The organism is Pseudomonas sp. NyZ201 (assembly GCF_049860765.1).
GTDB classification, from domain to species: Bacteria; Pseudomonadota; Gammaproteobacteria; order Pseudomonadales; family Pseudomonadaceae; genus Aquipseudomonas; species Aquipseudomonas bharatica.
Genome location: NZ_CP187557.1, coordinates 1,978,584 through 2,001,284, shown reverse-complemented (window position 1 = coordinate 2,001,284; position 22,701 = coordinate 1,978,584). Strand labels below are relative to the sequence as shown.

General features: G+C 64.0%; 17 protein-coding genes. 8 read left to right on the top strand and 9 right to left on the bottom strand.

Annotated features, from left to right (window positions below; translation table 11 throughout):
• Nucleotides 1-145: 145 nt before the first annotated feature.
• Nucleotides 146-826: a heavy metal response regulator transcription factor gene (locus ACPFMA_RS08980; protein WP_009394771.1), complete on the top strand. Its 681-nt coding sequence runs from the start codon at nucleotides 146-148 to the stop codon at nucleotides 824-826.
• Nucleotides 823-2,166: a heavy metal sensor histidine kinase gene (locus ACPFMA_RS08975; protein ID WP_425930586.1), complete on the top strand. Its 1,344-nt coding sequence runs from the start codon at nucleotides 823-825 to the stop codon at nucleotides 2,164-2,166. The genes ACPFMA_RS08980 and ACPFMA_RS08975 overlap by 4 nt, the downstream gene beginning before the upstream one ends.
• A gap of 6 nt (nucleotides 2,167-2,172) precedes the next feature.
• Here ACPFMA_RS08975 and ACPFMA_RS08970 read toward each other — a convergent pair whose 3' ends face one another.
• The 3 genes from ACPFMA_RS08970 to ACPFMA_RS08960 all read right to left on the bottom strand — a co-directional run bounded on the left by ACPFMA_RS08970 (nucleotide 2,173) and on the right by ACPFMA_RS08960 (nucleotide 5,439).
• Nucleotides 2,173-3,417, bottom strand: coding sequence for a lipoprotein-releasing ABC transporter permease subunit (locus ACPFMA_RS08970; RefSeq protein ID WP_425930004.1), 1,245 nt, complete (start codon nucleotides 3,415-3,417; stop codon nucleotides 2,173-2,175).
• Nucleotides 3,418-3,497: 80 nt separating this feature from the next.
• Complete coding sequence (gene lolD / locus ACPFMA_RS08965) at nucleotides 3,498-4,181, bottom strand: lipoprotein-releasing ABC transporter ATP-binding protein LolD (protein ID WP_170394411.1); 684 nt, start codon at nucleotides 4,179-4,181, stop codon at nucleotides 3,498-3,500.
• Between the two features lie 7 nt (nucleotides 4,182-4,188).
• Nucleotides 4,189-5,439 carry a lipoprotein-releasing ABC transporter permease subunit gene (locus ACPFMA_RS08960; RefSeq protein ID WP_009394767.1) on the bottom strand — a complete coding sequence of 417 codons (1,251 nt, stop codon included), beginning with the start codon at nucleotides 5,437-5,439 and terminating at the stop codon, nucleotides 4,189-4,191.
• A gap of 94 nt (nucleotides 5,440-5,533) precedes the next feature.
• On the opposite strand from ACPFMA_RS08960, the gene ACPFMA_RS08955 reads away from it, so the two are divergent.
• Complete coding sequence (locus ACPFMA_RS08955) at nucleotides 5,534-6,121, top strand: PilZ domain-containing protein (RefSeq protein ID WP_420059231.1); 588 nt, start codon at nucleotides 5,534-5,536, stop codon at nucleotides 6,119-6,121.
• Between the two features lie 37 nt (nucleotides 6,122-6,158).
• On the top strand, nucleotides 6,159-6,881 hold the full coding sequence (locus tag ACPFMA_RS08950; RefSeq protein ID WP_425930003.1) for a glycerophosphodiester phosphodiesterase: 723 nt from the start codon (nucleotides 6,159-6,161) through the stop codon (nucleotides 6,879-6,881).
• A gap of 42 nt (nucleotides 6,882-6,923) precedes the next feature.
• Here the strand turns inward: ACPFMA_RS08950 and sthA are convergent, their stop codons facing one another.
• The 3 genes from sthA to ACPFMA_RS08935 all read right to left on the bottom strand — a co-directional run bounded on the left by sthA (nucleotide 6,924) and on the right by ACPFMA_RS08935 (nucleotide 11,157).
• Entirely contained in the window at nucleotides 6,924-8,318 is a 1,395-nt protein-coding gene (gene sthA / locus ACPFMA_RS08945; RefSeq protein ID WP_009394761.1) for a Si-specific NAD(P)(+) transhydrogenase, read from the bottom strand.
• A gap of 170 nt (nucleotides 8,319-8,488) precedes the next feature.
• Nucleotides 8,489-9,511 (bottom strand): FAD:protein FMN transferase, encoded by a 1,023-nt coding sequence (locus ACPFMA_RS08940; RefSeq protein WP_420059230.1) that lies wholly within the window; start codon nucleotides 9,509-9,511, stop codon nucleotides 8,489-8,491.
• A gap of 182 nt (nucleotides 9,512-9,693) precedes the next feature.
• Nucleotides 9,694-11,157, bottom strand: coding sequence for a glyceraldehyde-3-phosphate dehydrogenase (locus ACPFMA_RS08935; protein WP_009404630.1), 1,464 nt, complete (start codon nucleotides 11,155-11,157; stop codon nucleotides 9,694-9,696).
• A 169-nt stretch (nucleotides 11,158-11,326) separates the two neighbouring features.
• Here ACPFMA_RS08935 and mfd point away from each other — a divergent pair, with 169 nt between their 5' ends.
• The 4 genes from mfd (at nucleotide 11,327) to ACPFMA_RS08915 (ending at nucleotide 20,274) form a co-directional block, all read left to right on the top strand.
• Nucleotides 11,327-14,776: a transcription-repair coupling factor gene (mfd, locus tag ACPFMA_RS08930; RefSeq protein ID WP_064303182.1), complete on the top strand. Its 3,450-nt coding sequence runs from the start codon at nucleotides 11,327-11,329 to the stop codon at nucleotides 14,774-14,776.
• 9 nt (nucleotides 14,777-14,785) lie between these two features.
• Nucleotides 14,786-15,358, top strand: coding sequence for a CsiV family protein (locus ACPFMA_RS08925; protein WP_279899196.1), 573 nt, complete (start codon nucleotides 14,786-14,788; stop codon nucleotides 15,356-15,358).
• 12 nt (nucleotides 15,359-15,370) lie between these two features.
• Nucleotides 15,371-18,652: an SNF2-related protein gene (locus tag ACPFMA_RS08920; protein ID WP_425930585.1), complete on the top strand. Its 3,282-nt coding sequence runs from the start codon at nucleotides 15,371-15,373 to the stop codon at nucleotides 18,650-18,652.
• A gap of 152 nt (nucleotides 18,653-18,804) precedes the next feature.
• The gene (locus tag ACPFMA_RS08915; RefSeq protein WP_420059228.1) at nucleotides 18,805-20,274 is read left to right on the top strand and encodes a hypothetical protein; all 1,470 of its coding nucleotides are present in this window, start codon (nucleotides 18,805-18,807) and stop codon (nucleotides 20,272-20,274) included.
• 38 nt (nucleotides 20,275-20,312) lie between these two features.
• On the opposite strand, the gene nagZ is transcribed toward ACPFMA_RS08915, so the two are convergent.
• The 3 genes from nagZ to ACPFMA_RS08900 are packed head-to-tail and all read right to left on the bottom strand — an operon-like array spanning nucleotide 20,313 to nucleotide 22,616.
• Entirely contained in the window at nucleotides 20,313-21,311 is a 999-nt protein-coding gene (gene nagZ / locus ACPFMA_RS08910) for a beta-N-acetylhexosaminidase (protein ID WP_420059264.1), read from the bottom strand.
• Nucleotides 21,312-21,333: 22 nt separating this feature from the next.
• Nucleotides 21,334-21,858 carry a L,D-transpeptidase family protein gene (locus ACPFMA_RS08905; RefSeq protein WP_420059227.1) on the bottom strand — a complete coding sequence of 175 codons (525 nt, stop codon included), beginning with the start codon at nucleotides 21,856-21,858 and terminating at the stop codon, nucleotides 21,334-21,336.
• A 44-nt stretch (nucleotides 21,859-21,902) separates the two neighbouring features.
• The gene (locus ACPFMA_RS08900) at nucleotides 21,903-22,616 is read right to left on the bottom strand and encodes a TetR/AcrR family transcriptional regulator (RefSeq protein WP_420059226.1); all 714 of its coding nucleotides are present in this window, start codon (nucleotides 22,614-22,616) and stop codon (nucleotides 21,903-21,905) included.
• Nucleotides 22,617-22,701 lie beyond the last annotated feature (85 nt).

Below are 22,701 nucleotides of genomic sequence, written 5' to 3'. Positions count from 1 at the left end.
TACCTCGTTGCAATCGGTTCAGGGGGCCATGGTGCAAAAACCGCGCTGGCATCGACCTGACGAAAAGATTACAACTTTGTCAGCTTCGCCCTGCTCCTTCGCCGGACAGGTATAACGTCACCGTCATCCCGAGCCGAGTCCCCCAATGAAACTGCTGATCGTCGAAGACCAGGCCAAGACCGGCCAGTACCTGCGCCAGGGCCTCAGCGAGGCCGGGTTCAGCACGGAACTGGCCAGCGACGGTGAAACCGGCCAGTTCATGGCCCTGACCGGCGACTACGATCTGCTGATTCTTGACGTAATGCTGCCTGGCCGCGACGGCTGGCAGATTCTCCAGGCGGTGCGCGACGCCGGCCACAGCGTGCCGGTGTTGTTCCTCACCGCCCGGGATGCCGTCGAGGACCGCGTCCACGGCCTGGAACTGGGTGCCGACGATTACCTGGTCAAGCCGTTTGCCTTTTCCGAGCTGCTGGCCCGGGTCCGCACCCTGCTGCGCCGCGGCAGCAATCCGGCGCAGGAAACCACCCTCGGCCTGGCCGACCTGCGCCTGGACCTGATCCGCCGTCGCGTTGAACGCGCCGGCCAGCGCCTGGACCTGACCGCCAAGGAATTCGCTTTGCTCGAACTGCTCCTGCGCCGCCAGGGCGAAGTGCTGCCCAAGTCGCTGATCGCCTCGCAGGTCTGGGACATGAATTTCGACAGCGACACCAACGTCATCGAAGTGGCGATCCGCCGTCTGCGCCTGAAAATCGACGACGCCCACGAGAACAAGCTGATCCATACGGTGCGCGGCATGGGTTATGTGCTGGAAGAGCGTCGAGCCTGATGCCCCGCCTGTCCCTCGGCGTACGCCTGGCCCTGCTGTTCGCTGCCTGCACGGCGGTGGTTTCGTTGTTGGCGGGCATACTGTTCAGCCGTGCCAGCGAGGCGCATTTCGTCGAGCTGGACCAGCAATTGCTGAACAGCCGCCTGCCAGTGCTGCAACGTATCCTTGAAGGTGTCGACAGCCCTGTCTCCCTCGAATCCCGGCTTCCCGGGCTGAAGGAAGAACTGGCTCACCAGGCGGATCTCGCCATGCGCCTGCAAGGCCAGGACGGCAGCCTGTGGTTCGCCAGCCGCAGCAACCTGCCCGACAGCCCGGGCACGCCAGGCCTCGCTACCCTGCACGCCGACCACAGCGATTACCGCAGCCTCGACGTGCAATTGCCGGATGCCCGACTGACCCTGTACCTCGATATCACCCACCACCAGCATTTCCTGCAGCGCATGCAGCACCTGATCTGGCTGACCGTCGGCCTCAGCGCCCTGGCCACTGCGCTGCTCGGCGCCTGGGCCGCGCGCAGCGGCCTGCGCCCCTTGCGCCGGATGGGCGAAGTGGCCGCCAGCGTATCCGCACGCTCGCTGACCACGCGCCTGCCGGTCGAGCAAATGCCCGTGGAACTGGCGGAGCTGGCCGGCACCATGAACGCCATGCTCGAACGCCTGGACGACGCCTTCCAGCGCCTTTCAGCCTTCTCCGCAGATATCGCCCATGAGCTGCGCACGCCGCTGTCCAACCTGTTGACCCACACCCAGGTCACCCTGACCCGCCCGCGCAGCCTGGACGAATACCGGGAAGCCCTGCACGGCAACCTGGAAGAGCTGCAACGGATGGCGCAGATGGTCAACGACATGCTGTACCTGGCCAAGGCCGACCACGGCCTGCTGATGCCCAATCGCGAGCCGCTGGCGCTGCACGGGGAAGCGGATGCGTTGCTGGAGTATTACGGCGCGCTGGCCGAGGACACCGGGGTTGGCTTGAGCCGCACGGGAGAAGCGATCCTGGCCGGCGACCGGCATATGCTGCGGCGCGCCCTGTCCAACCTGCTGGACAATGCCCTGCGCTTCACCCCCGGCGATGGAGAGATCAGGATCAGTATCGAAGAATGCGACGGCGGGATTCACCTGGAAGTCGCCAATCGCGGCGAGCCAATCGACGCGGCGCTGTTGCCGCGCCTGTTCGACCGTTTCTATCGCGCCGATCCGGCACGCCGGGCCGGCAGCAGCGAGCATGCCGGGCTGGGCCTGGCCATTACCCAATCCATCGTCCGCGCCCATGGCGGCAGCATTCGCGCCGAATCGGCGGCGGGCTGGACCCGATTCATCATCGAGCTGCCCGCCGCCTGAGCAGGCTTATTCGTAGCGCAGCGCCATCGCCGGCTCGACCTGCGAGGCACGCCAGGCCGGATAAATGGTGGCGAGGAAGCTCATCACCAGGCCGGCACTGCAGATCAGCACCACATCGCCCCATTGCAGTTCCGACGGCAGCGAACTGATGAAGTACACGTCGGAGGTGAAGATGTGCTGGCCGCTGACGCGCTCGATCCAGCCCACCACGTCGCTGACGTTCAGTGCCAGGGCCACGCCCAGCACGCCGCCGATCAGGGTGCCGACCACACCGATCAGGCTGCCCTGGACCATGAAGGTGCCCATGATCTGTCCCGGTGTGGCACCGATGGTGCGCAGGATCGCAATGTCGGCCCCCTTGTCGTTCACCACCATGATCAGGGTGGCGATGATGTTGAAGGCCGCCACCGCGATGATCATCAGCAGCAACAGGCCGATCATGGTCTTTTCCATCTTCATCGCGCTGAACAGGCTGCCCTGGGTGTGGGTCCAGTCGTCGGCACGATAGCCGTCGCCGAGGCTGCCGGCGATGGCGCCGGAAACCGCCGGCGCGGCGTACAGGTCCTTGATCTTCAGGCGCACGCTTTGCACCTGGTTCGGCTCCCAGCGCTGCATCTGCGCGGCATCGGCCATATGGACCATGGCCATGGACCCGTCCAGTTCGGCACCGACCTTGAAGATGCCGACCACGTTCAAGCGCTGCATGCGCGGCGTGATGCCACCCGGCTCGCTGCTCGCTTCCGGAACGATAAGGGTCAGCTTGTCACCGACATTGAGACGGAAGCGCCGCGCAGTGATGTCGCCGACGACCACGCCGAATTCGCCCGGCTTCAGGTCTTCAAGGCTGCCCTGGACGATGTGTTGGGTGACGATCGAGACCTTGCCTTCCTGGGCCGGGTCGATGCCACTGACCTGGATCGGCTGCATCGAACCCTTGTAGGACAGCATGCCTTCCATCTCGGTGAAGGGTACCGCGGCGACTACCTCGGGATTCTTCAGGGCGGCCGCAGCCACCGGCTGCCAGTCATCCAGCGGCTTGGCGCCGATGATCATGGCGTGGGGCACCATGCCGAGAATGCGCGCGCTCATTTCGCGCTGGAAGCCGTTCATCACCGAGAGCACGGTGATCATCGCCAGCACGCCCAAGGACAGGCCGATCATCGAGGTCATGGAAATGAACGAGATGAAGTGGTTGCGGCGCTTGGCGCGGGTGTAGCGAGCGCCGATGAAAATGGACAAGGGTCTGAACATGAAGTGATGCACCCAGGCAAGGAAAACGACCAGGGCGTCCGGCTATGCCACGGACGCCCGCCACGAGTCAGATCGACGCTTCAGATCGGAACCAGGTGGCCCTCTTCCAGGCGCAGCACGCGGTCCATCTGCCGGGCCAGGTTCAGGTCATGGGTCACCACCAGGAAGGCGGTCTGCGACGAGGTGCTCAATTCGCGCATCAGGTCCTGGATACCCTGGGCGGTGTGCTGGTCGAGGTTGCCGGTCGGCTCGTCGAGCATCACCAGGCCGGGACGGTTGACCAGCGCCCGGGCGATCGCCACGCGCTGGCGCTCGCCACCGGACAGCTCGGCCGGCTTGTGCCCCAGGCGATGACCGAGGCCGACGCGCTTGAGCAACGCCTCGGCACGCTCGCGGGCTTCGGGAATCGCGGTACGACCGATCAACAGCGGCATGCACACGTTCTCCAGCGCGGTGAACTCGGGCAGCAAGTGGTGGAACTGGTAGACGAAGCCCAGCGCGCGGTTGCGCAGCAGGCCGCGGGCACGTTCGCCAAGGGCGGACAGTTCCTCGCCGGCCAGCCACACGCTGCCCTGGCTCGGGGTATCGAGGCCACCCAGCAGGTTGAGCAAGGTGCTCTTGCCCGATCCGGAACTGCCGACGATGGCCACGCGCTCGCCGGGGAACAGTTCCAATTGCAGGTTCGACAGCACCTGCACCGACTCCGGGCCCTCGTCATAGGACTTGCCCAGGTTGCGGCAACTCAGTACGGCTTTATCACTCATGCCCAACTCACTCATAACGAAGCGCCTCCGCAGGCTGGGTGCGTGCCGCACGCCAGGCCGGATACAAGGTGGCGAGGAAACTCAGGACCAGCGCCGCGCCGCAGACCATCCATACGTCCTCGGCCATGATCCGGGACGGCAGGTAGTCGATGAAGTAGACGTCGGCGTTGAGGAATTTATGCCCGATCAGGGTTTCCAGACCGGCGATGGCGGCGCTGACATTCAGCGCCGCAAGAATGCCGACGACGGCACCGATGGCGGTACCGAGCACGCCGATGATGGTGCCCTGGACCATGAAGATCGCCATGATCTGTCGCGGCGTGGAGCCCAGGGTACGCAGGATGGCGATATCGCCGCGCTTGTCGTTCACCACCATGACCAGGGTGGAAATGATGTTGAACGCCGCCACGGCGACGATCAGCAGCAGGAGCAGGCCGATCATCGCCTTCTCCATGCGGATCGCCTGGTACAGGTTGCCGTAGCTGCGGGTCCAGTCGCGGGCGTAGAACTCCTGGTCGCCCAGTTGATGGGCAATGTTGTAGGCAATGCGCGGGGCCTGGAACAGGTCGTCGAACTTCAAGCGCAGGCCCTGGACCTGGTCCGGTTTCCAGCGATGCAGGCGCGACAGGTCGGCGATGTTGGTCAGCCCCAGGAAGCCATCGATCTCGCCTGCGCCGACATGGAAGGTGCCGACCACGGTGAAGCGCTTCATGCGCGGGAACATGCCGGCCGGGGTCACGGTGACCTCGGGGGCGACGAAGGTCACCTTGTCGCCGATGCCGACACCCAGCCTGCTCGCGGCCTTGTCGCCGATCATGATGCCGAAGTCACCGGGCGCCAGGTCTTCCAGCCGCCCCTGCCGGATAAAGTCGCCGATAATCGAAACCTTGCGCTCCTGCGCCGGGTCAACCCCATTGAGCAGGACCTTCTGTACCTTGCCGGCGTGGGTCAGCAGCCCCTGCATCTGGGTGAAGGGCGCGACATCGAGCACCGATGGATTCTGCTTTACTTGATCGGCAAGGGCTGGCCAGTCGGTCAGCGGTTGCCCGGTCTCGAGGGTCGCATGAGGGACCATGCCCAGGACCCGGGTACGCATCTCATGGTCGAAACCGTTCATGACCGAGAGCACCACGATCATCACCACCACGCCAAGGGCGAGGCCGATCATCGAGGTCAGGGAAATGAACGAGACGAAGTGGTTGCGACGCTTGGCACGGGTGTAGCGCGTGCCGATGTAGACGAAAAGAGGTCTGAACATGTCGGGGCTTGTTCGGATGAAAGAGGAACGTCCTTGTGGCGGGGGCAGGACAGCGGATTTACACTCAGACCACCGCCGTAACCATGGGTTCGCCATGTCGACATTAGATGAAGAAGATCGCCGCGAATACTACCGTATCGACGACAGGATCGCACTGGAAATTAGCCCGCTGAGCGCAGCGGAGGCCCTTGGCACGGACTTATTGCAAGATGATTCCCCGCTGTTCAATCTGCTCAGCGAACTGCACCTGAGCGAGTTCGAATCCCAGCACCTGCTGCGCCAGCTGAGCGAGAAGGACCGCACCCTCGCCGCCTTCCTCAAGGCCCAGAACAAACGCATCGACCTGCTCAGCGCGGTACTCGCGCAGACCTTGATCGGCGAGATCGGCGCACCGCAACCGGTAAAGCTCTCCGAAGGCGGGGTCGAGTTCAACAGCCCCGAGCCCTTCGAGCCCGGCAGCCGCGTCGCCCTCAAGATGGTGCTGATGCCCCGGGCTTCCGGCCTGCTCCTGCGCGGCAAGGTCACCCATTGCGCCAGGCGGGCCGACGGCAGCTACGAGCTGGGCTGCGTGTTCATCGACATGAGCGATGCCCAGCGCCAGTTGCTCGCCCGCTATATCCTGCAACGCCAGCAACAGCAACGCCGCCAGGCACTGGAACAGAACGCCCCACCGACTTCCTGATTTTCAGCTTTCGGTCTTTTTCATTGAAGGAACAAACGTGACGCAGATCTACGGCCATCGCGGCGCCAAGGGCGAAGCCCCGGAAAACACCCTGACCAGCTTCCAGCAGTGCCTCGGGCACGGCGTGCGGCGCTGCGAACTCGACCTGCACCTGTCGGCCGACAACGAGCTGATGGTGATCCATGACCCGACCCTGAAACGCACCACCGGCCGCCGCGGCAAGGTGGTCGAGCATCCCGCCACCGACCTGGTGACCTACGACGCGCGCAAGGGTGGTCCGGGCTGGGTGCAGCCCTGCCCTATCCCGCGCCTTGAGGAGCTGTTCGAGAAATGCCCGTTCGAGCACTGGCAACTGGAGGTCAAGAGCGCCTCGCGCACCCGTGCGGCAACCACCGTCCTGGCCATTCGCGAAATGGCCCAGCGCTTCGGCCTGCTGGACAAGGTGACCATCACCTCCAGCTCCCGCGAAGTACTGGGTGCCGCCCAGGAGCTGGTCCCGGACATTTCCCGCGGGCTGGTGGCGGAATATGCCTGGCTCGACCCGCTGAAGGTCGCGCAGAACTACGGTTGCGAGCTGCTGGCATTGAACTGGACGCTGTGCAGCCCCGAGCGGCTGGTCAAGGCCCAGCGCCAGGGATTGCACGTGTCGGTGTGGACAGTCAACGAGCCGGCGCTGATGCGCCGACTCGCCGACTTCGGCGTGGACAGCCTGATTACAGACTTTCCCGGTTTGGCCACTGCCACCCTCGGGAATCGCTGAAATCGATCTCCCCGGCCGGCTCAGGCCACCGGCCGGAGCCGCTCAAAAAAGCCGGTTGAGGCCATCGTAGGCCGCTACCCGATAGGCTTCGGCCATGGTCGGGTAGTTGAAGGTGGTGTTGACGAAGTACTTCAGGGTATTGCGCTCACCCGGCTGATCCATGATGGCCTGGCCGATATGGACGATCTCCGACGCCTGGTAGCCGAAGCAGTGCACACCGAGGATCTGCAGGGTTTCACGGTGGAACAGGATCTTCAGCATGCCTTGCGGCTCGCCGGCGATCTGCGCCCGGGCCATGCTCTTGAAGAAGGCCTTGCCCACTTCGTAAGGCACCTTGGCCTGGGTCAGTTCCTGCTCGTTCTTGCCGATCGAGCTGATCTCGGGAATGGTGTAGATCCCGGTCGGCACGTCGTTGACGAAGCGCCAGCTGCCATTGTCGACGATGCTGCCGGCAGCGGAACGGCCCTGGTCATGGGCGGCACTGGCCAGGCTCGGCCAGCCGATCACGTCACCGGCGCCGTAGATGTTCGGCACCTGGGTACGGTAGGCCTCGTCCACTTCGATCTGGCCGCGACTGTTGACCTTGATGCCGATGTTTTCCAGCCCGAGCTTGTCGGTGTTGCCGGTCCGGCCGTTGCACCACAGCAAGGCGTCGGCCTTGATCTTCTTGCCCGACTTCAGGTGCAGGATCACCCCGTTGTCCAGGCCTTCGACGCGCTCGTACTCTTCGTTGTGACGCACGGTGATGTTGTTGTTGCTGAAGTGATAGCTCAGGGCCTGGGAGATTTCCGAATCGAGGAAGCTCAGCAGCTGGCCACGGTTGTCCACCAGCTCCACCAGGACACCCAGGCCGCTGAAGATCGACGCATATTCGCAACCGATCACACCGGCGCCGTAGACGATCAGCTTGCGCGGGGTGTGGCCGAGGCTGAGGATGGTGTCGCTATCGTAGATGCGCGGGTGATGGAAATCGATATCGGCAGGGCGATAAGGGCGCGAGCCGGTGGCGATGATGATGTGCTTGGCCACCAGTTTCTCGACCACACCATTGGCACAGACCACTTCCACGGTCTGCTCGTCGGCGAAGCTGCCGGTGCCGACGAAGACATCCACGCGGTTGCGCGCGTAGTAGCCGGTGCGCGAGGCGACCTGCTTGGAAATCACCTTCTCGGCGCTCTTGAGCACGTCGGGGAAGGAGAACCAGCGCGGTTCGCCAATGGCCCGGAACATCGGGTTGGTGTTGAACTGCATGATCTGGCGCACCGAGTGACGCAGGGCCTTGGACGGGATGGTGCCCAGATGGGTGCAGTTGCCGCCGACCTGGCGACGGCTATCGACCATCGCCACCTTGCGTCCTGCCTTGGCGGCATTCATTGCCGCCCCTTCTCCTGCGGGGCCGGAACCCAGCACCACTACGTCGTAGTTGTAGACAGCCATGCGTACTCCTTCAGAACAGGCCCGGGCGCCACACCGGCGACCGGGGCATCATGGCGCACGGTTGGACGCCATGAAAAAATTCGGGTGCAGTCTAATCAAGCTTGAACGGCGCGCACATTAACCCTTGGTCGCGTCGTAGGCTATTTTTCTCTGCACTACATGCAAGACATTCATTCTTCGTTTTTCCCTGCGTTCCTACCGACGATCCGCTCGAAGGCCGGGGTCACACGGGCGATAAAACCGCTATCGGCACGCATGACGAAAACCGCAGGCAGATTCTGTGCCACGGCGAATTCCCAACCCTGCTCCGGCCCGAGGATCAGCAACAGGGTCGAATAACCGTCGGCTACCAGCGCCGAAGTCTCGAACACCGTGACCGCCGCCAGCGCATGAGCGATCGGCCTGCCGAGCCGGGCATCGAAGGTGTGGGAAAAGCGCTGGCCATTTTCCTCGAAATAGTTGCGGTAGTCACCCGAGGTGGACACTCCAAGCCCATCGATGCCGAGGATCTGCTCGGCGATCTGGCGGTCTTCCCGCGGCCACTCCAGGGCCACGCGCCAGGCGCTGCCATCGGGCTTGCGGCCGACCGCCTTGAGTTCGCCGGTGACTTCCACCAGCAGGTCGTCGATGCCCAGCGCGTGCAGGCGTTCGACGATGCGATCGACACTGAAGCCGGCGGCGATGCTGTTGAAGTCCAGCTCCAGGGCGATGTCCTTGCATAACTGCTGGCCGTCGATACGCAGATGGCCCTGCCCTACGCGCTGGCGGACTTCGGCCAGGCGCTCGGCAGAGGGGACTTTTTCTTCGCGCGACTGCGGACCGAAGCCCCAAAGGTCCATCAAGGGTTCGACGCTGAGATCGAAGGCGCCACCACTTTCGCGCCAGAGGGTTTCGCCCAGGCGCACCAGCTTGAGCACATCGGCAGGCATCGGCTGGCAACTGTCGGCGGGCAGGCGGTTGAAGCGGGCGACTTCGGAGTCGCTGCGGTAGGTGGAGAAATGCTGGTCGATCTCGGCGAGGATGCTTTCGATCTCCTGCTTGACCTGGCCGGCGTCCGGGCCCGAGGCGGGCGGGACGTATTGCACGGTCCAGGTGCTGCCCATGGTGGGGCCGGTGAGGCGCTCGACCGGGTCGGGTTTGCTGCATCCGGTCAGGATTATCAGGGCACAGAGGGTGCTCAGGATTGGTTTCAAACCGTCCTCCTAGGCAAGCCTTGAGGGCCTCATCGCCGGCAACGCCGGCTCCCACAGGAATTGCGTGCACCGCCACCTGTGGGAGCCGGTGTTGCCGGCGATAGGGCCCTCAAGAACAAAACAAAACTCCAAAAAAAACGGGAACCCGCAGGCTCCCGTTCCTTTTCAACGCACCAGCAAGCTTAGCGCGGGAACGCAGGCGGGTTCACACCAGCCATGTCTTCCATCACGCGCACTACCTGGCAGCTGTAACCGAATTCGTTGTCGTACCAGACGTACAGGACAACACGGTTTTCGTTGCAGATGGTGGCTTCGGCGTCGACCACACCGGCGTGACGCGAACCGACGAAGTCGGTCGATACCACTTCCTGGCTGCTCACGTAGTCGATCTGCTTGTGCAGCTCGGAATGCATGGCGGTCTGGCGCAGGTACTCGTTCAGCTCTTCGCGAGTCGTGGCCTTTTCCAGGTTCAGGTTGAGGATCGCCATGGAGACGTTCGGCGTCGGAACGCGGATGGCATTGCCGGTCAGCTTGCCCTTGAGCACTGGCAGTGCCTTGGCGGCTGCGGTGGCGGCGCCGGTCTCGGTGATGACCATGTTCAGCGGCGCGGCACGGCCGCGACGGCTGCCCTTGTGGAAGTTGTCGATCAGGTTCTGGTCGTTGGTGAACGAGTGAACGGTTTCGACGTGGCCGTTGACGATGCCGTACTGGTCATTCAGCGCCTTCAGCACCGGCACGATGGCGTTGGTGGTGCAGGAAGCGGCGGAGATGATCTTGTCGTCGGCAGTGATGTCGCCGTGGTTGATGCCGTGCACGATGTTCTTCAGCGCGCCCTTGCCAGGTGCGGTGAGGATCACGCGGGCAGCGCCCGGGCAGGCCAGGTGCTGGCCCAGGCCCTCGGCGTCGCGCCATACACCGGTGTTGTCGACGATCAGGGCGTTGTCGATACCGTACTGGGTGTAGTCGACTTCGCTCGGCGCCTTGGCGTAGATCACCTGGATCAGGTTGCCGTTGGCGGTGATGGTGTTGTTCTCTTCGTCGACGGTGATGGTGCCGTCGAACGGGCCGTGAACCGAGTCACGACGCAGCAGGCTGGCACGCTTGATCAGGTCGTTGGTCGCGCCCTTGCGCACGACGATGGCGCGCAGGCGCAGGCCGTCGCCACCACCGGTCTTCTCGATCAGGATGCGCGCCAGCAGGCGGCCGATGCGGCCGAAACCGTACAGGACGACGTCGGTGCCCTTGCGTGCGGAAGCGTTCTGCTGACCGACCACTTCGGCCAGTTCTTCACGGACGAACTGCTCGACGCTGCGGCCGTTGCCTTCGAGCTTGAACTTGTTGGCCAGCTTGCCCAGGTCGACCGAGGCGGCGCCCAGTTTCAGCTCGCTCATGGCCTTGAGCAGGGGGAATGTCTCGTGGACGGACAGTTCGGTTTCGTCGCTCTGGCGATGGCGGGCAAAGCGATGCGCTTTGAGGATCGAGATCACCGAGCGGTTGATCAGGCTGCGGCCATAGATCGAGCTCACCACGTTGTTATTGCGGTAGAGCTGACCGATAAGCGGGATCATCGCTTCTGCAAGTGCTTCACGATCAATCCACTCACCAAGACACTGGTCGGGCTTCTGAGTCACGGGAACCTTCCACATGTAGGGACAGAAAAAAGGGGCTACATTATGACGCCGAGCTCTCGTTCGAGCAATGAGCGCCTGTCGCCCCCGTTACGTCGCGCCAATTTGACCACTGCAAGCCTTACCCCATGGGCTTCGGACCGGTACAATCGATCTCTTTGTCGCAACGCTTGGAGCTCGACCTCCCGTGCCAGTTCTGCGTCTACCGCACCTTCCGGCCACCGCCGGCAAACAAACCTGGGGCAACCTGCCCGGCGCCGCCCTGAGCCTGGCCATCGCCGAGGCTGCCAGCGCCGCCAAGCGCTTCACCCTGCTACTGACCGCCGATAGCCAGAGCGCCGACCGGCTGGAACAGGAACTGCGCTTCTTCGCGCCGGAGCTGGCGGTGTTGCCCTTCCCCGATTGGGAAACCCTGCCCTACGACCTGTTCTCCCCGCACCAGGACATCATCTCGCAGCGGATCGCCAGCCTGTACCGCCTGCCGGAGCTGGACCACGGCATCCTGGTGGTGCCGATCACCACCGCCCTGCACCGCCTGGCGCCAACCCGCTTCCTGCTCGGCAGCAGCCTGGTCCTGGATATCGGCCAGAAGCTCGATGTGGAACAGATGCGCAGCCGCCTGGAGGCCAGCGGCTACCGCTGCGTCGACACCGTCTACGAACATGGCGAGTTCGCCGTGCGCGGCGCCCTGATCGACCTGTTCCCCATGGGCAGCAAGCTGCCCTACCGCATCGATCTGTTCGACGACGAGATCGAGACCCTGCGCACCTTCGACCCGGAGACCCAGCGCTCCATCGACAAGGTCGGCTCGGTACGCCTGCTGCCGGCGCGGGAATTCCCCCTGCAGAAGGACGCGGTGACCCGCTTCAAGGCGCGCTTCCGCGAGCGCTTCGACGTGGACTTCCGCCGCAGCCCGATCTTCCAGGACCTCACCAGCGGGATCATCCCCGCCGGCATCGAGTACTACCTGCCGCTGTTCTTCGATGAAACCTCGACCCTGTTCGACTACCTGCCCCAGGATACCCAGGTGTTCTCCCTGCCGGGCGTGGAACAGGCCGCCGAGCATTTCTGGAACGACGTGCGCGGCCGCTACGAAGAGCGCCGCATCGATCCGAACCGGCCACTGCTGCCGCCCGCCGAGCTGTTCCTGCCGGTGGAAGACTGCTTTGCCAGGCTCAAGGGCTGGCCGCGCATCGTGGTCAGCGCCGATGACGTGGATGCCGGCGTCGGCCGCGAGCGTTTCCCGGCGCAGAAACTGCCGAACCTGGCCATCGAGGCCAAGGCCAACCAGCCGCTGGCCGCGCTTTCGGAGTTCCTCGACCAGTTCCCCGGCCGCGTACTGTTCACCGCCGAATCCGCAGGCCGGCGCGAAGTGCTCCTGGAACTGCTCGAACGCCTGAAACTGCGCCCGCAGACCGTGGACAGCTGGCTCGACTTCGTCACCGGCAAAGATCGCCTGGCGATCACCATCGCCCCGCTGGACGACGGCCTGGTGCTGGAAGACCCGGCCCTGGCGCTGGTCGCCGAAAGCCCGTTGTTCGGCCAGCGCGTGATGCAGCGCCGACGTCGCGAAAAACGCAGCGACGCCAGCAACGACGCGGTGATCAAGAACCTTACCGAGCTGCGCGAAGGCGCCCCGGTGGTGCATATCGACCACGGTGTCGGCCGCTACCTGGGCCTGGCGACTTTGGAGATCGACAACCAGGCCGCCGAATTCCTCACCCTGGAATACGCCGAAGGCGCCAAGCTCTACGTGCCGGTAGCCAACCTGCACCTGATCGCCCGCTACACCGGCAGCGACGACGCTCTGGCCCCGCTGCACCGGCTCGGCTCCGAGACGTGGCAGAAGGCCAAGCGCAAGGCGGCCGAGCAGGTTCGCGATGTCGCCGCCGAGCTGCTCGACATCTATGCCCGCCGCGCCGCGCGCAAGGGTTACGCCTTCGCCGACCCGGCCGCCGATTACGCCGCATTCAGCGCCGGCTTCCCCTTCGAGGAAACCCCGGACCAGCAGAACGCCATCGAAGCGGTGCGCGAGGACATGCTTGCCGCCAAGCCGATGGACCGCCTGGTCTGCGGCGACGTCGGCTTCGGCAAGACCGAGGTGGCCATGCGCGCCGCCTTCATCGCTGTGCACAGCGGTCGCCAGGTGGCCATCCTGGTGCCCACCACCCTGCTCGCCCAGCAGCACTACAACAGCTTCCGCGACCGCTTCGCCGACTGGCCGGTAAGCGTTGAAGTGATGAGCCGCTTCAAGTCGGCCAAGGAAGTCAGCACCGCCATGGGCGAGCTGGCCGAGGGCAAGATCGATATCGTCATCGGCACCCACAAGCTGTTGCAGGACGACGTCAAGTTCAAGGACCTGGGCCTGGTCATCATCGACGAGGAGCACCGTTTCGGCGTGCGCCAGAAGGAACAGCTCAAGGCCCTGCGCAGCGAAGTCGACATCCTCACCCTGACTGCCACGCCGATCCCGCGCACGCTGAACATGGCGGTGTCGGGCATGCGCGATCTGTCGATCATCGCCACCCCGCCGGCCCGCCGCCTGTCGGTGCGCACCTTCGTCATGGAGCAGAACAAGAGCACGATCAAGGAAGCACTGCTGCGCGAGCTGTTGCGCGGCGGCCAGGTCTACTACCTGCACAACGATGTGAAGAGCATCGAGAAATGCGCCGCCGACCTCGCCGAACTCGTGCCCGAGGCGCGCATCGGCATCGGCCACGGGCAGATGCGCGAGCGCGAACTCGAACAGGTGATGAGCGACTTCTATCACAAGCGCTTCAACGTGCTGATCGCCTCGACCATCATCGAGACCGGCATCGACGTGCCGAGTGCCAACACCATCATCATCGAGCGCGCCGACAAGTTCGGCCTGGCCCAGCTGCACCAGTTGCGCGGCCGGGTCGGACGCAGCCACCACCAGGCCTACGCCTACCTGCTGACGCCGCCGCGCCAGCAGATCACCGCCGATGCGGAGAAGCGCCTGGAGGCCATCGCCAACACCCAGGATCTGGGTGCCGGCTTCGTGCTGGCGACCAACGACCTGGAAATCCGCGGTGCTGGCGAACTGCTCGGCGAAGGCCAGAGCGGGCAGATCCAGGCGGTGGGTTTCACCCTCTACATGGAAATGCTCGAACGTGCGGTCAAGGCGATCCGCAAGGGTACCCAGCCGAACCTCGACCAGCCGCTGGGCGGTGGCCCGGAGATCAACCTGCGCCTGCCGGCGCTGATTCCCGAGGACTACCTGCCCGACGTGCATGCGCGGCTGATCCTGTACAAGCGCATCGCCTCGGCGGTGGACGAAGACGGCCTCAACGACCTGCAAGTGGAGATGATCGACCGCTTCGGCCTGCTCCCCGAGCCGACCAAGAACCTGATCCGCCTGACCCTGCTCAAGCTGCAGGCGGAGAAGCTCGGGATCAAGAAGGTCGATGCCGGCCCGCAAGGCGGCAAGATCGAATTCGAAAGCGAGACCCCGGTCGATCCGCTGGTGCTGATCAAGCTGATCCAGGGCCAGCCCAAGCGCTACAAATTCGAAGGCGCCACCCAGTTCAGGTTCATGGTGCCCATGGAGCGCGCCGATGAACGATTCTCGACACTCGAAGCGCTGTTCGAGCGCCTCACCCCGCAAACCGCGTAAGGAAGATCCATGCGTGCCATTCGCAACCTCACCCTGCTGCTGGCGCTGGTCGCGCCGGCGGCCTTCGCCGACACCCAGTACCTGGTGGAAATGATCCTGGTGCGACAGAACGCGGTACCGGCCATCACCAGCCAGTTCGCTCCGGAAAACTGGAGCGACGGCGCCGCACCGATCGCGCAGTACGATGTGCGCCAGCCGATTCTCGACAAGGAAGTGGCCGCGCTCGCCGCCAACAGCCAGTACACCGTGCTGGCGCACAAGGCCTGGCAGCAGAGCGTTGGCAGTGGCGTGTCGAAGGTCGCCATCAGTGACGGCCAGGAGCAGTTCGGCCACTTCCCCATCGAAGGCAACCTGAGTCTGGGCGAAGCGCGGTTCATCAGCGTCGAGGCAAACTTCTGGGTCAACCAGTTCGACGCCAACGGCGCAGTGATACAGAGCGAGGCGTTCAAGCAGGGCAACAAGAACGTGAAGAGCGCGGAACTGACCTTCCTCGACGGCGGACACCTGGCGCTGCTGGTGAAGATTCGCAAAGTGGGAGCGCCGGCTAGCCCGGCGCCTGATCCCGAGATGATGGAGCAGTAAGGCATGCCTCATATGCTCGACCGGCTGCTCGGAAGTAGCGCCTGGCAGGACGAATTCAGTGCCAGGGTGCTGGAACGCGGGCTCGGTTACGCGAGACAGCAGCGGGTCCGCATCGTAAAGGTCGAGAACGACACGATCCACGCCACCTGCGAGGGCTCGGGCGATCACCGCTACAGGCAGGTGATCGGCATAAAACCGCGTGGAGACGATGGATACTGGGTTGATTGCGATTGCACCTGCCCGGTGGGCGTCGACTGCAAGCACTGCGCTGCCGTGCTCTACTACGCCCAGGATCATCTCGAACCCTCGGGTGAGAGGCTGACCGCGGATCTGGAGTCATGGCTGGACAAACTGGAAAAGCCCGCGCCGGGCAGCGTCGAGCAGCGGCCAGACAGCCAGGGCCGTGCCCTCTACTACTTCATCCATTTCGATGAAGACATCTTCTGCCTGAAGATCAGGAAAGGCACACGGCAACCCAATGGGAGCATCCAGTTCGCCAACCTGCGCTCGATCCCCGAACTGCTGTTCCAGCCACCCAGGTACGTCACCCCGCAAGACCGGCAGATTCTCCTGCACCTCAATCGCAAGGAACGATTCTGGGGCATGACCTTCCCCCTCGATGAAAAACATGACAGCGAGGTGTTCCAGCAAGCACTGGACAGCGGCCGCCTGATGTTCGACGAGGGCATGCGCCCGGTGACCCAGGGCCCGGTCCGGGACGCCGAGTTCCGTTGGGTACGTCAGAAGAACGGTCACTACTGGGGAATGTGGCATCACGGCGATGAACCCGTGCGCCGGGTCCTGCCGCTGCAACCGTTGTACTGGTTCGATATCACCATCATGCAGGCCGGCCTGCTCCGGCATAACCTGGATCCTTACGTTGCCCAGCAGCTGACCCTGGCACCGGACGTACCGGAACCCCTGGTAGCCCAGCTCAGCCACCGCCTCGCCGCCCTGGACAAGCAACTGCCGACACCCACCAGGCTGCGCGAAGAAACCCTCGACGGCATCCAGCCCGTCGCCCACCTGATCCTCGGAAGCCACGAATTCAGCGCCTACGCCCCGAAGAGCGGGCGCATGCAGCGACAGTTGCAACACCGCGCCGCACTGTCGTTCAACTACGACGGCCTGCGTGCCAGCGGCAGCAAGCCACTGACCCGCTTCGTCGACAATGTCACCCAGCATATCCAGCGCGACGCCAAGGCCGAACAAGCCTTGCGCAAGGTCCTGCATGGCTGGGGCTTCAAGGTCGCCACCCGGCAAAGCAAAGCCTTGCCGGAAAGCGCCGGCGAACTGCTGCTGCTCGACACCGACCAGCAATGGCTGGACTTCGCCCGTGAAGGCCTCCCCGCGCTGCGTGAGGCTGGCTGGGAAATCGAGATCCACGCCGACTTCGCCTTCAACCTGCAGGAAGTGGACGAGTGGTACGCCGATATCGAGGAAGGCGGCGGGCACCAATGGTTCGACCTGGAGCTGGGCATCGTGGTCAACGGCGAACGCCACAGCCTGCTGCCGATCCTCCTGCACCTGCTGCGCAGCAATCCGGAACTGCTGCGCAGCAGCGAACTGGCCAGGCGCGGCGACGACGAACACCTGCTGATCGACCTCAATCGCCATCGCCACGGCACCACGGCAGCACGGGTCGCCCTGCCCTACGCGCGGATCAAACCGCTGATGGCGACACTCGGCGAGCTGTACCTGACGGAAAACGATGGCCGCAGCCTGCGCCTGTCCGCCCCGGATGCGGCGCGCCTGAGCAACCTCGACGACATCTCCCTGACCTGGCAAGGCGGCGAACGCCTGCGTGACTTCGCCTCGCGCCTGAAGAATGCGCAGTACACCGAAGTCCAGGCGCCGCAAGGCCTGAATGCAACACTGCGGCCTTACCAGCTGGAAGGCCTGAGCTGGCTGCAAACCCTGCGTGAACTGGAGGTGGGTGGTTTGCTCGGCGACGACATGGGCCTGGGCAAGACCCTGCAGACCCTCAGCCATGTGCTCGCGGAAAAGAACGCCGGTCGCCTTGAAAGCCCGGCACTGGCGATCATGCCGACAAGCCTGATCCCCAACTGGCTTGACGAGGCCGAGCGCTTCGCTCCGCAGCTCAAGGTCGTCGCCCTGCATGGCGCCGGGCGCAACCGGCATTTCGCCAACCTGCGCGACTACGACCTGGTCCTCAGCACCTACGCCCTGCTCCCTCGCGATCTCGAGCACTTCACCCCGATCGACTGGCACCTGCTGATCCTCGACGAAGCGCAGAACATCAAGAACGCCACCAGCAAGGCCGCCCAGGCCGCCCGCGAGCTGAAAGCCGACCAGCGCCTGTGCCTGACCGGCACGCCCATGGAAAACAACCTGGGCGAACTCTGGTCGATCTTCCACTTCCTCATGCCGGGCTGGCTGGGCGACAGCAAGACCTTCGCCCGCGACTACCGCACGCCCATCGAGAAGTACGGCGATAGCGAACGCATGAGCCACCTGGCCGCGCGGATCCGCCCGTTCCTGCTGCGCCGGACCAAGGAGCAGGTGGCGACCGAGTTGCCGGCGAAAAGCGAGATCATCCACTGGGTCGATCTCAGCGACGCCCAGCGCGACACCTACGAAACCGTGCGGGTAGCGATGGACAGCAAGGTCCGCGCCGAAATCACCCGCAATGGCGCGGCGCGCAGCCAGATCGTGATTCTCGAAGCCTTGCTCAAGCTGCGCCAGGTCTGCTGCGACCTGCGCCTGGTGGCCAATGCCACAGTGAAAGGGTCGCAGTCCGACAAGGGCAAGCTGGGCAGCCTGATGGACATGCTCGACGACCTGCTCAGCGAAGGGCGCAAGATCCTGCTGTTCTCCCAGTTCACTTCGATGCTGGCGTTGATCGAGCAAGAGCTGGAGAAACGCAAGATCCGCTACAGCCTGCTGACCGGCGACACCAAGGACCGGCGCACGCCGGTGCAGGAGTTCCAGAATGGCGACACACCCCTGTTCCTGATCAGCCTCAAGGCCGGCGGCACCGGGCTCAACCTCACCGCCGCCGACACCGTGATCCACTACGACCCCTGGTGGAACCCGGCCACGGAAAACCAGGCCACCGACCGCGCATATCGCATCGGCCAGGACAAGCCGGTATTCGTCTACAAACTGATCACCCGCGGCACCGTGGAAGAGAAGATCCAGCAACTGCAGAAGGAAAAGGCGGCGCTGGCAGCGGGGTTGCTGGAGGGGAACGCCGCGGGTCAGTGGAAGCTGGCGGCGGATGATATCGAGGCGTTGTTCTCGCCGTTGCCGGAGCAGCAGAAGGCTCGCTGAGAACATCCGCACCACTTGAGCATTAGCCCGATCCGACTGAAGCCGGGACTTCGGACATGCACTACAGTCAGGCTTGAGAGACGCTCTTTATTTCCGCAGTAGGGCTACCTGTATTCCTCATGAATGGTTCATTCACGAAACAGGAGTCCAACATGGGCATATCCAACCTGGGCCGCTGCGCGTTCGCGGCGATGATGGTGGTTATGGCGCACGCAGCGTTCGCTGCAACGCCCGAGGAGGTCAAGGGGCACTTCCTGGATGTGCCCGCCTTGCTGGAAAACCATGCGGACACCAGCACCTCGCCCCTTCTGGCCAATATCAAGGCACCGCATCTGGAAGCGCAGCCCAGCGCCGCCGGCTATCGCGTGAACAGCGCCATGCTGGTCGATACGCAGGGCAAGCCCGATGGGTTTATCGTACTGGTCAATCGCGACGATGGCGCCTTTACAGCACTGGTCAACACCGCGGCACGAAGCGGCCTGGTCGTGGGTAAGGCCGATGGCTCCCAGACGTTCCAGGAAGAGCCGAAATCGGACAGGGAGGATGACTACGTCATGGAGCCGCAGCCGACGGCGGAACAGACCCGGCGAACGGATAAATCCCCCGCTACCCCTGCGGACGCCGAACAGCCCGTCGTCCTGACGATACTTGCAGGATTCTCGCATGCCTCCGCAGAGCGGGTCGGTGACCCGACCGCTTTTGCACAGGCACAGATCGAGACCTTGAACATGGCGCTCAGAAACACTGGATTGCTCCATATCAAGGCGGTCCTTGCCGGTGTTTCCACGACCCCGATCGATTACGAGATAAGCTCACCCAGCCTGGCCATGCTGGAAAGTCTCTTTCCCAACCATGCCAAAGCGGACCTGATAGCCAGCTTCGTCGGAACCTGGAATGGCATCAATGGAATAGCCTACCGGAATGGCCGACTCAGCATGACCCATGTAGCCACCACCAGCACCTTCGCCCATGAGATAGGCCATAACATCGGCGGCATACATTGCCCGGAGGGAAATGGATACCACTTCGGTTACTTCACGGGAGAGTACAGCTCGTTGCTGTGCCGCAAGGGCAGTTGGTTCCTTTCGTACTCCAATCCAGCCAAGCGCGCCCCGGACGGTGTCCCCCTCGGCGATCCGGCAACTGCCGACATGGCCCGGGTCTGGCGAGAGAACGCGCCAGGCAAAAGCAGTGGCGAGGGCAACGATATGACCAGGCCTATGCTGTTGAGCAGCCTGAGCGCACCCACCCAATGCGTGGACGTACTGGGTGGCAACCCCGGGGAAGGCTCTGAAGTCGGGCTCTGGTTATGCGACAGGTTCAACCCCAATCAGCGCTGGTACAAGAGCTACTACGACGAGAAAATCCAGTTCAGGCTCGCGGCCAAACCATCACTTTGCCTTCGTATGGGGGTAGGCACGGGTTACCAAAGCGTCAGCCTTTCAGAATCGACTTGCGCCAATGAACGCTGGCTTGCCGAGGGAAGGGCCCTGAGGACTTCGGGATACAACCTGATCATGTACATGGTCAGGTTCAGCGACAACAGCCTTACCGCCGTACCAGGCGCGCCAGCCAATCCCGACGACCCCGGATACCATTGGTTTACCCACCCTGCCGACTAGCAGGTCTTGCAACAGCGGACCGAAAAACCGCAACGTCGTCAGTCGACCAGCTGCGCTTGCTTCAGCGCCCCCAGCGCCTCCAGCCAGCGCGGCTGCTGCCGGTAGTCGGTACGCGCAAAACCCTGCCCGCGCATCCGCGCAATGCGCGCAGAAGGCTTGACCTGCATCCGCTGCGCCGCACTCAAGGCCAACTCCGCCGCAGCGCGATCGTTGCACACCAGCCCCATATCACAGCCGGCGCTCAGCGCCGCCTCGATCCGGCTCGCCGCATCACCCACCACGTGGGCACCGGCCATGGACAGGTCATCGCTGAAGATCACACCATCGAAGCCCAGCTCGCCACGCAGGATTTCCTGCAGCCACCGGCGGGAGAAACCAGCGGGCTGGTTGTCGATCTGCGGGTAGATGACATGGGCCGGCATTACCGCTGCCAACTGGCCGCTGAGCCGGGTGAACGGCACCAGGTCGGCAGCACGGATCTGCTCCAGGCTGCGCTCGTCGGTGGGAATGGCCACATGGGAGTCGGCCTCGGCCCAGCCGTGACCGGGGAAGTGCTTGCCACAAGCCGCCATGCCCGCCGCGTTCATACCGCGGATAAAGGCGCCGGCCAAGGCCGTGGCGCGTTGCGGATCGCCCTCGAACGCGCGACTGCCGACCACAGCGCTGCGCTGGTGATCGAGGTCCAGCACCGGAGCGAAACTCAGGTCCAGGCCCACCGCCAGCACTTCGGTCGCCATCAGCCAGCCGCACTGCTCGGCGAGGTACTCGGCGTTGTCGTTGTCGGCGATGGCGCGCATTGCCGGCAGGCGCACGAAGCCCTGGCGCAGGCGCTGGACACGGCCGCCTTCCTGGTCCACGGCGAGGATCAGGTCCGGGCGGACGGCGCGGATCGACGCGGTCAGCTCGCGCACCTGGCGCGGGCTGTCGATGTTGCGGGCAAAGATGATCAGGCCGGCCACTTCGGGCTGGCGCAGGAGATGGCGGTCTTCGGCGGTCAGCCAGGTACCGGCGATATCCACCATCAGGGAGCCTTGCAGGCTGGCAGTCATGAATGATCCTTCAGTTAAGGGGCGCGCCTGCCCACTGCGGGCAGGCGGCTTCTTCGATTCGTACCGGGCAGTGCGCCGGAACCTGGTCGAACAGCTTCAACAGGTCGACATTGCGCAGGCGAATGCAGCCATGGGACAACGGCACGCCCATGGGCTCGGTGTCCGGCGTGCCGTGCAGATAGATGTAGCGGCGGAAAGTATCGACCGGCCCCAGGCGATTGCGGCCGGGTTCGCAGCCGCTGAGCCAGAGAATGCGGGTCAGGATCCAGTCGCGGCCGGGAAACTGCTCGTGCAGCGCGGGGCTCCAGGTTTCACCGGTCCAGCGTCGGCCACGCAGCACCGCACCTTGTGGCAGGCCGGCACCGATCTTCGCCCGCACCTGGTGCAGGCCACGCGGCGTACAGCCCGAACCGTTGCGTTCACCCGGGCCGTTGAGCGCCGTGGACACCGGCAGGCGCACGACCAGGCGCCCCTGGGCGAAGCCGTACAGGGCCTGGTCGGCGAGGGAAATATGCAGCAGATCGAGAGTAGACATGGGGCGCTAGCTTAGCCGAAGCCAGGCGTCACGCCCAGTCGCAATCAGGCCTTGGCCGGAGCCGGCGCACCGGTCGACTTGCTGCGCGGGCGCAGTTGCGCTGCGGCCATGGCCTCGTCGGTGACCCCGCTGTCGGCACGCATGCCGGCGGCGAGGAACGGCACCATCAGGCGCATCACCTGTTCGATGGACGTGTTGACACCGAAATCGGTTTCGGCGATCGCCCGCAACGCCTTGATCCCGGACATGCTGAACGCTGCGGCACCGAGCATGAAATGCACGCGCCAGAACAGCTCGATCGGGGGAATGCGCGGGGCTGCCTCGTTGACCAGCAGCATGTAGCGGCGGAAGACCTTGCCGTACATGTCCTCCAGATACCGCCGAAGGTGCCCCTGGCTCTCGCTGAAGGCCAGGCCCAGCAAGCGCATGAAGATGGACAGGTCGTTGCCGCTGCGCGGCTGTACCACCAGTGCCTGTTCCACGAGCATTTCAAGGAGCTCTTCGAGGCTTGGCCTGTGCTCGGGGCGCGCCTGGCGCCGGTCCAGTTCGCGTTCGAGGCTTTGGCAGAACGGCCCCAGGAAACGCGAGAAAACCGCCTGGATCAAGGCTTTCTTCGAGCCGAAGTGATAATTGACCGCCGCCAGGTTGACCCCGGCCTTGCTGGTGATCAGGCGCAGCGAGGTTTCGGCGAAGCCTTTTTCCGCGAACAGCTGCTCTGCAGCATCAAGAATGCGTTCGACGGTTTCCGATTGGGCCATGAAATGATCTACCTGACAAACAGTTGTTTGAAACATACGTTTCATCCACGTGACTGTCAAGTCAGAGGGCGCTATTAGAGCACAG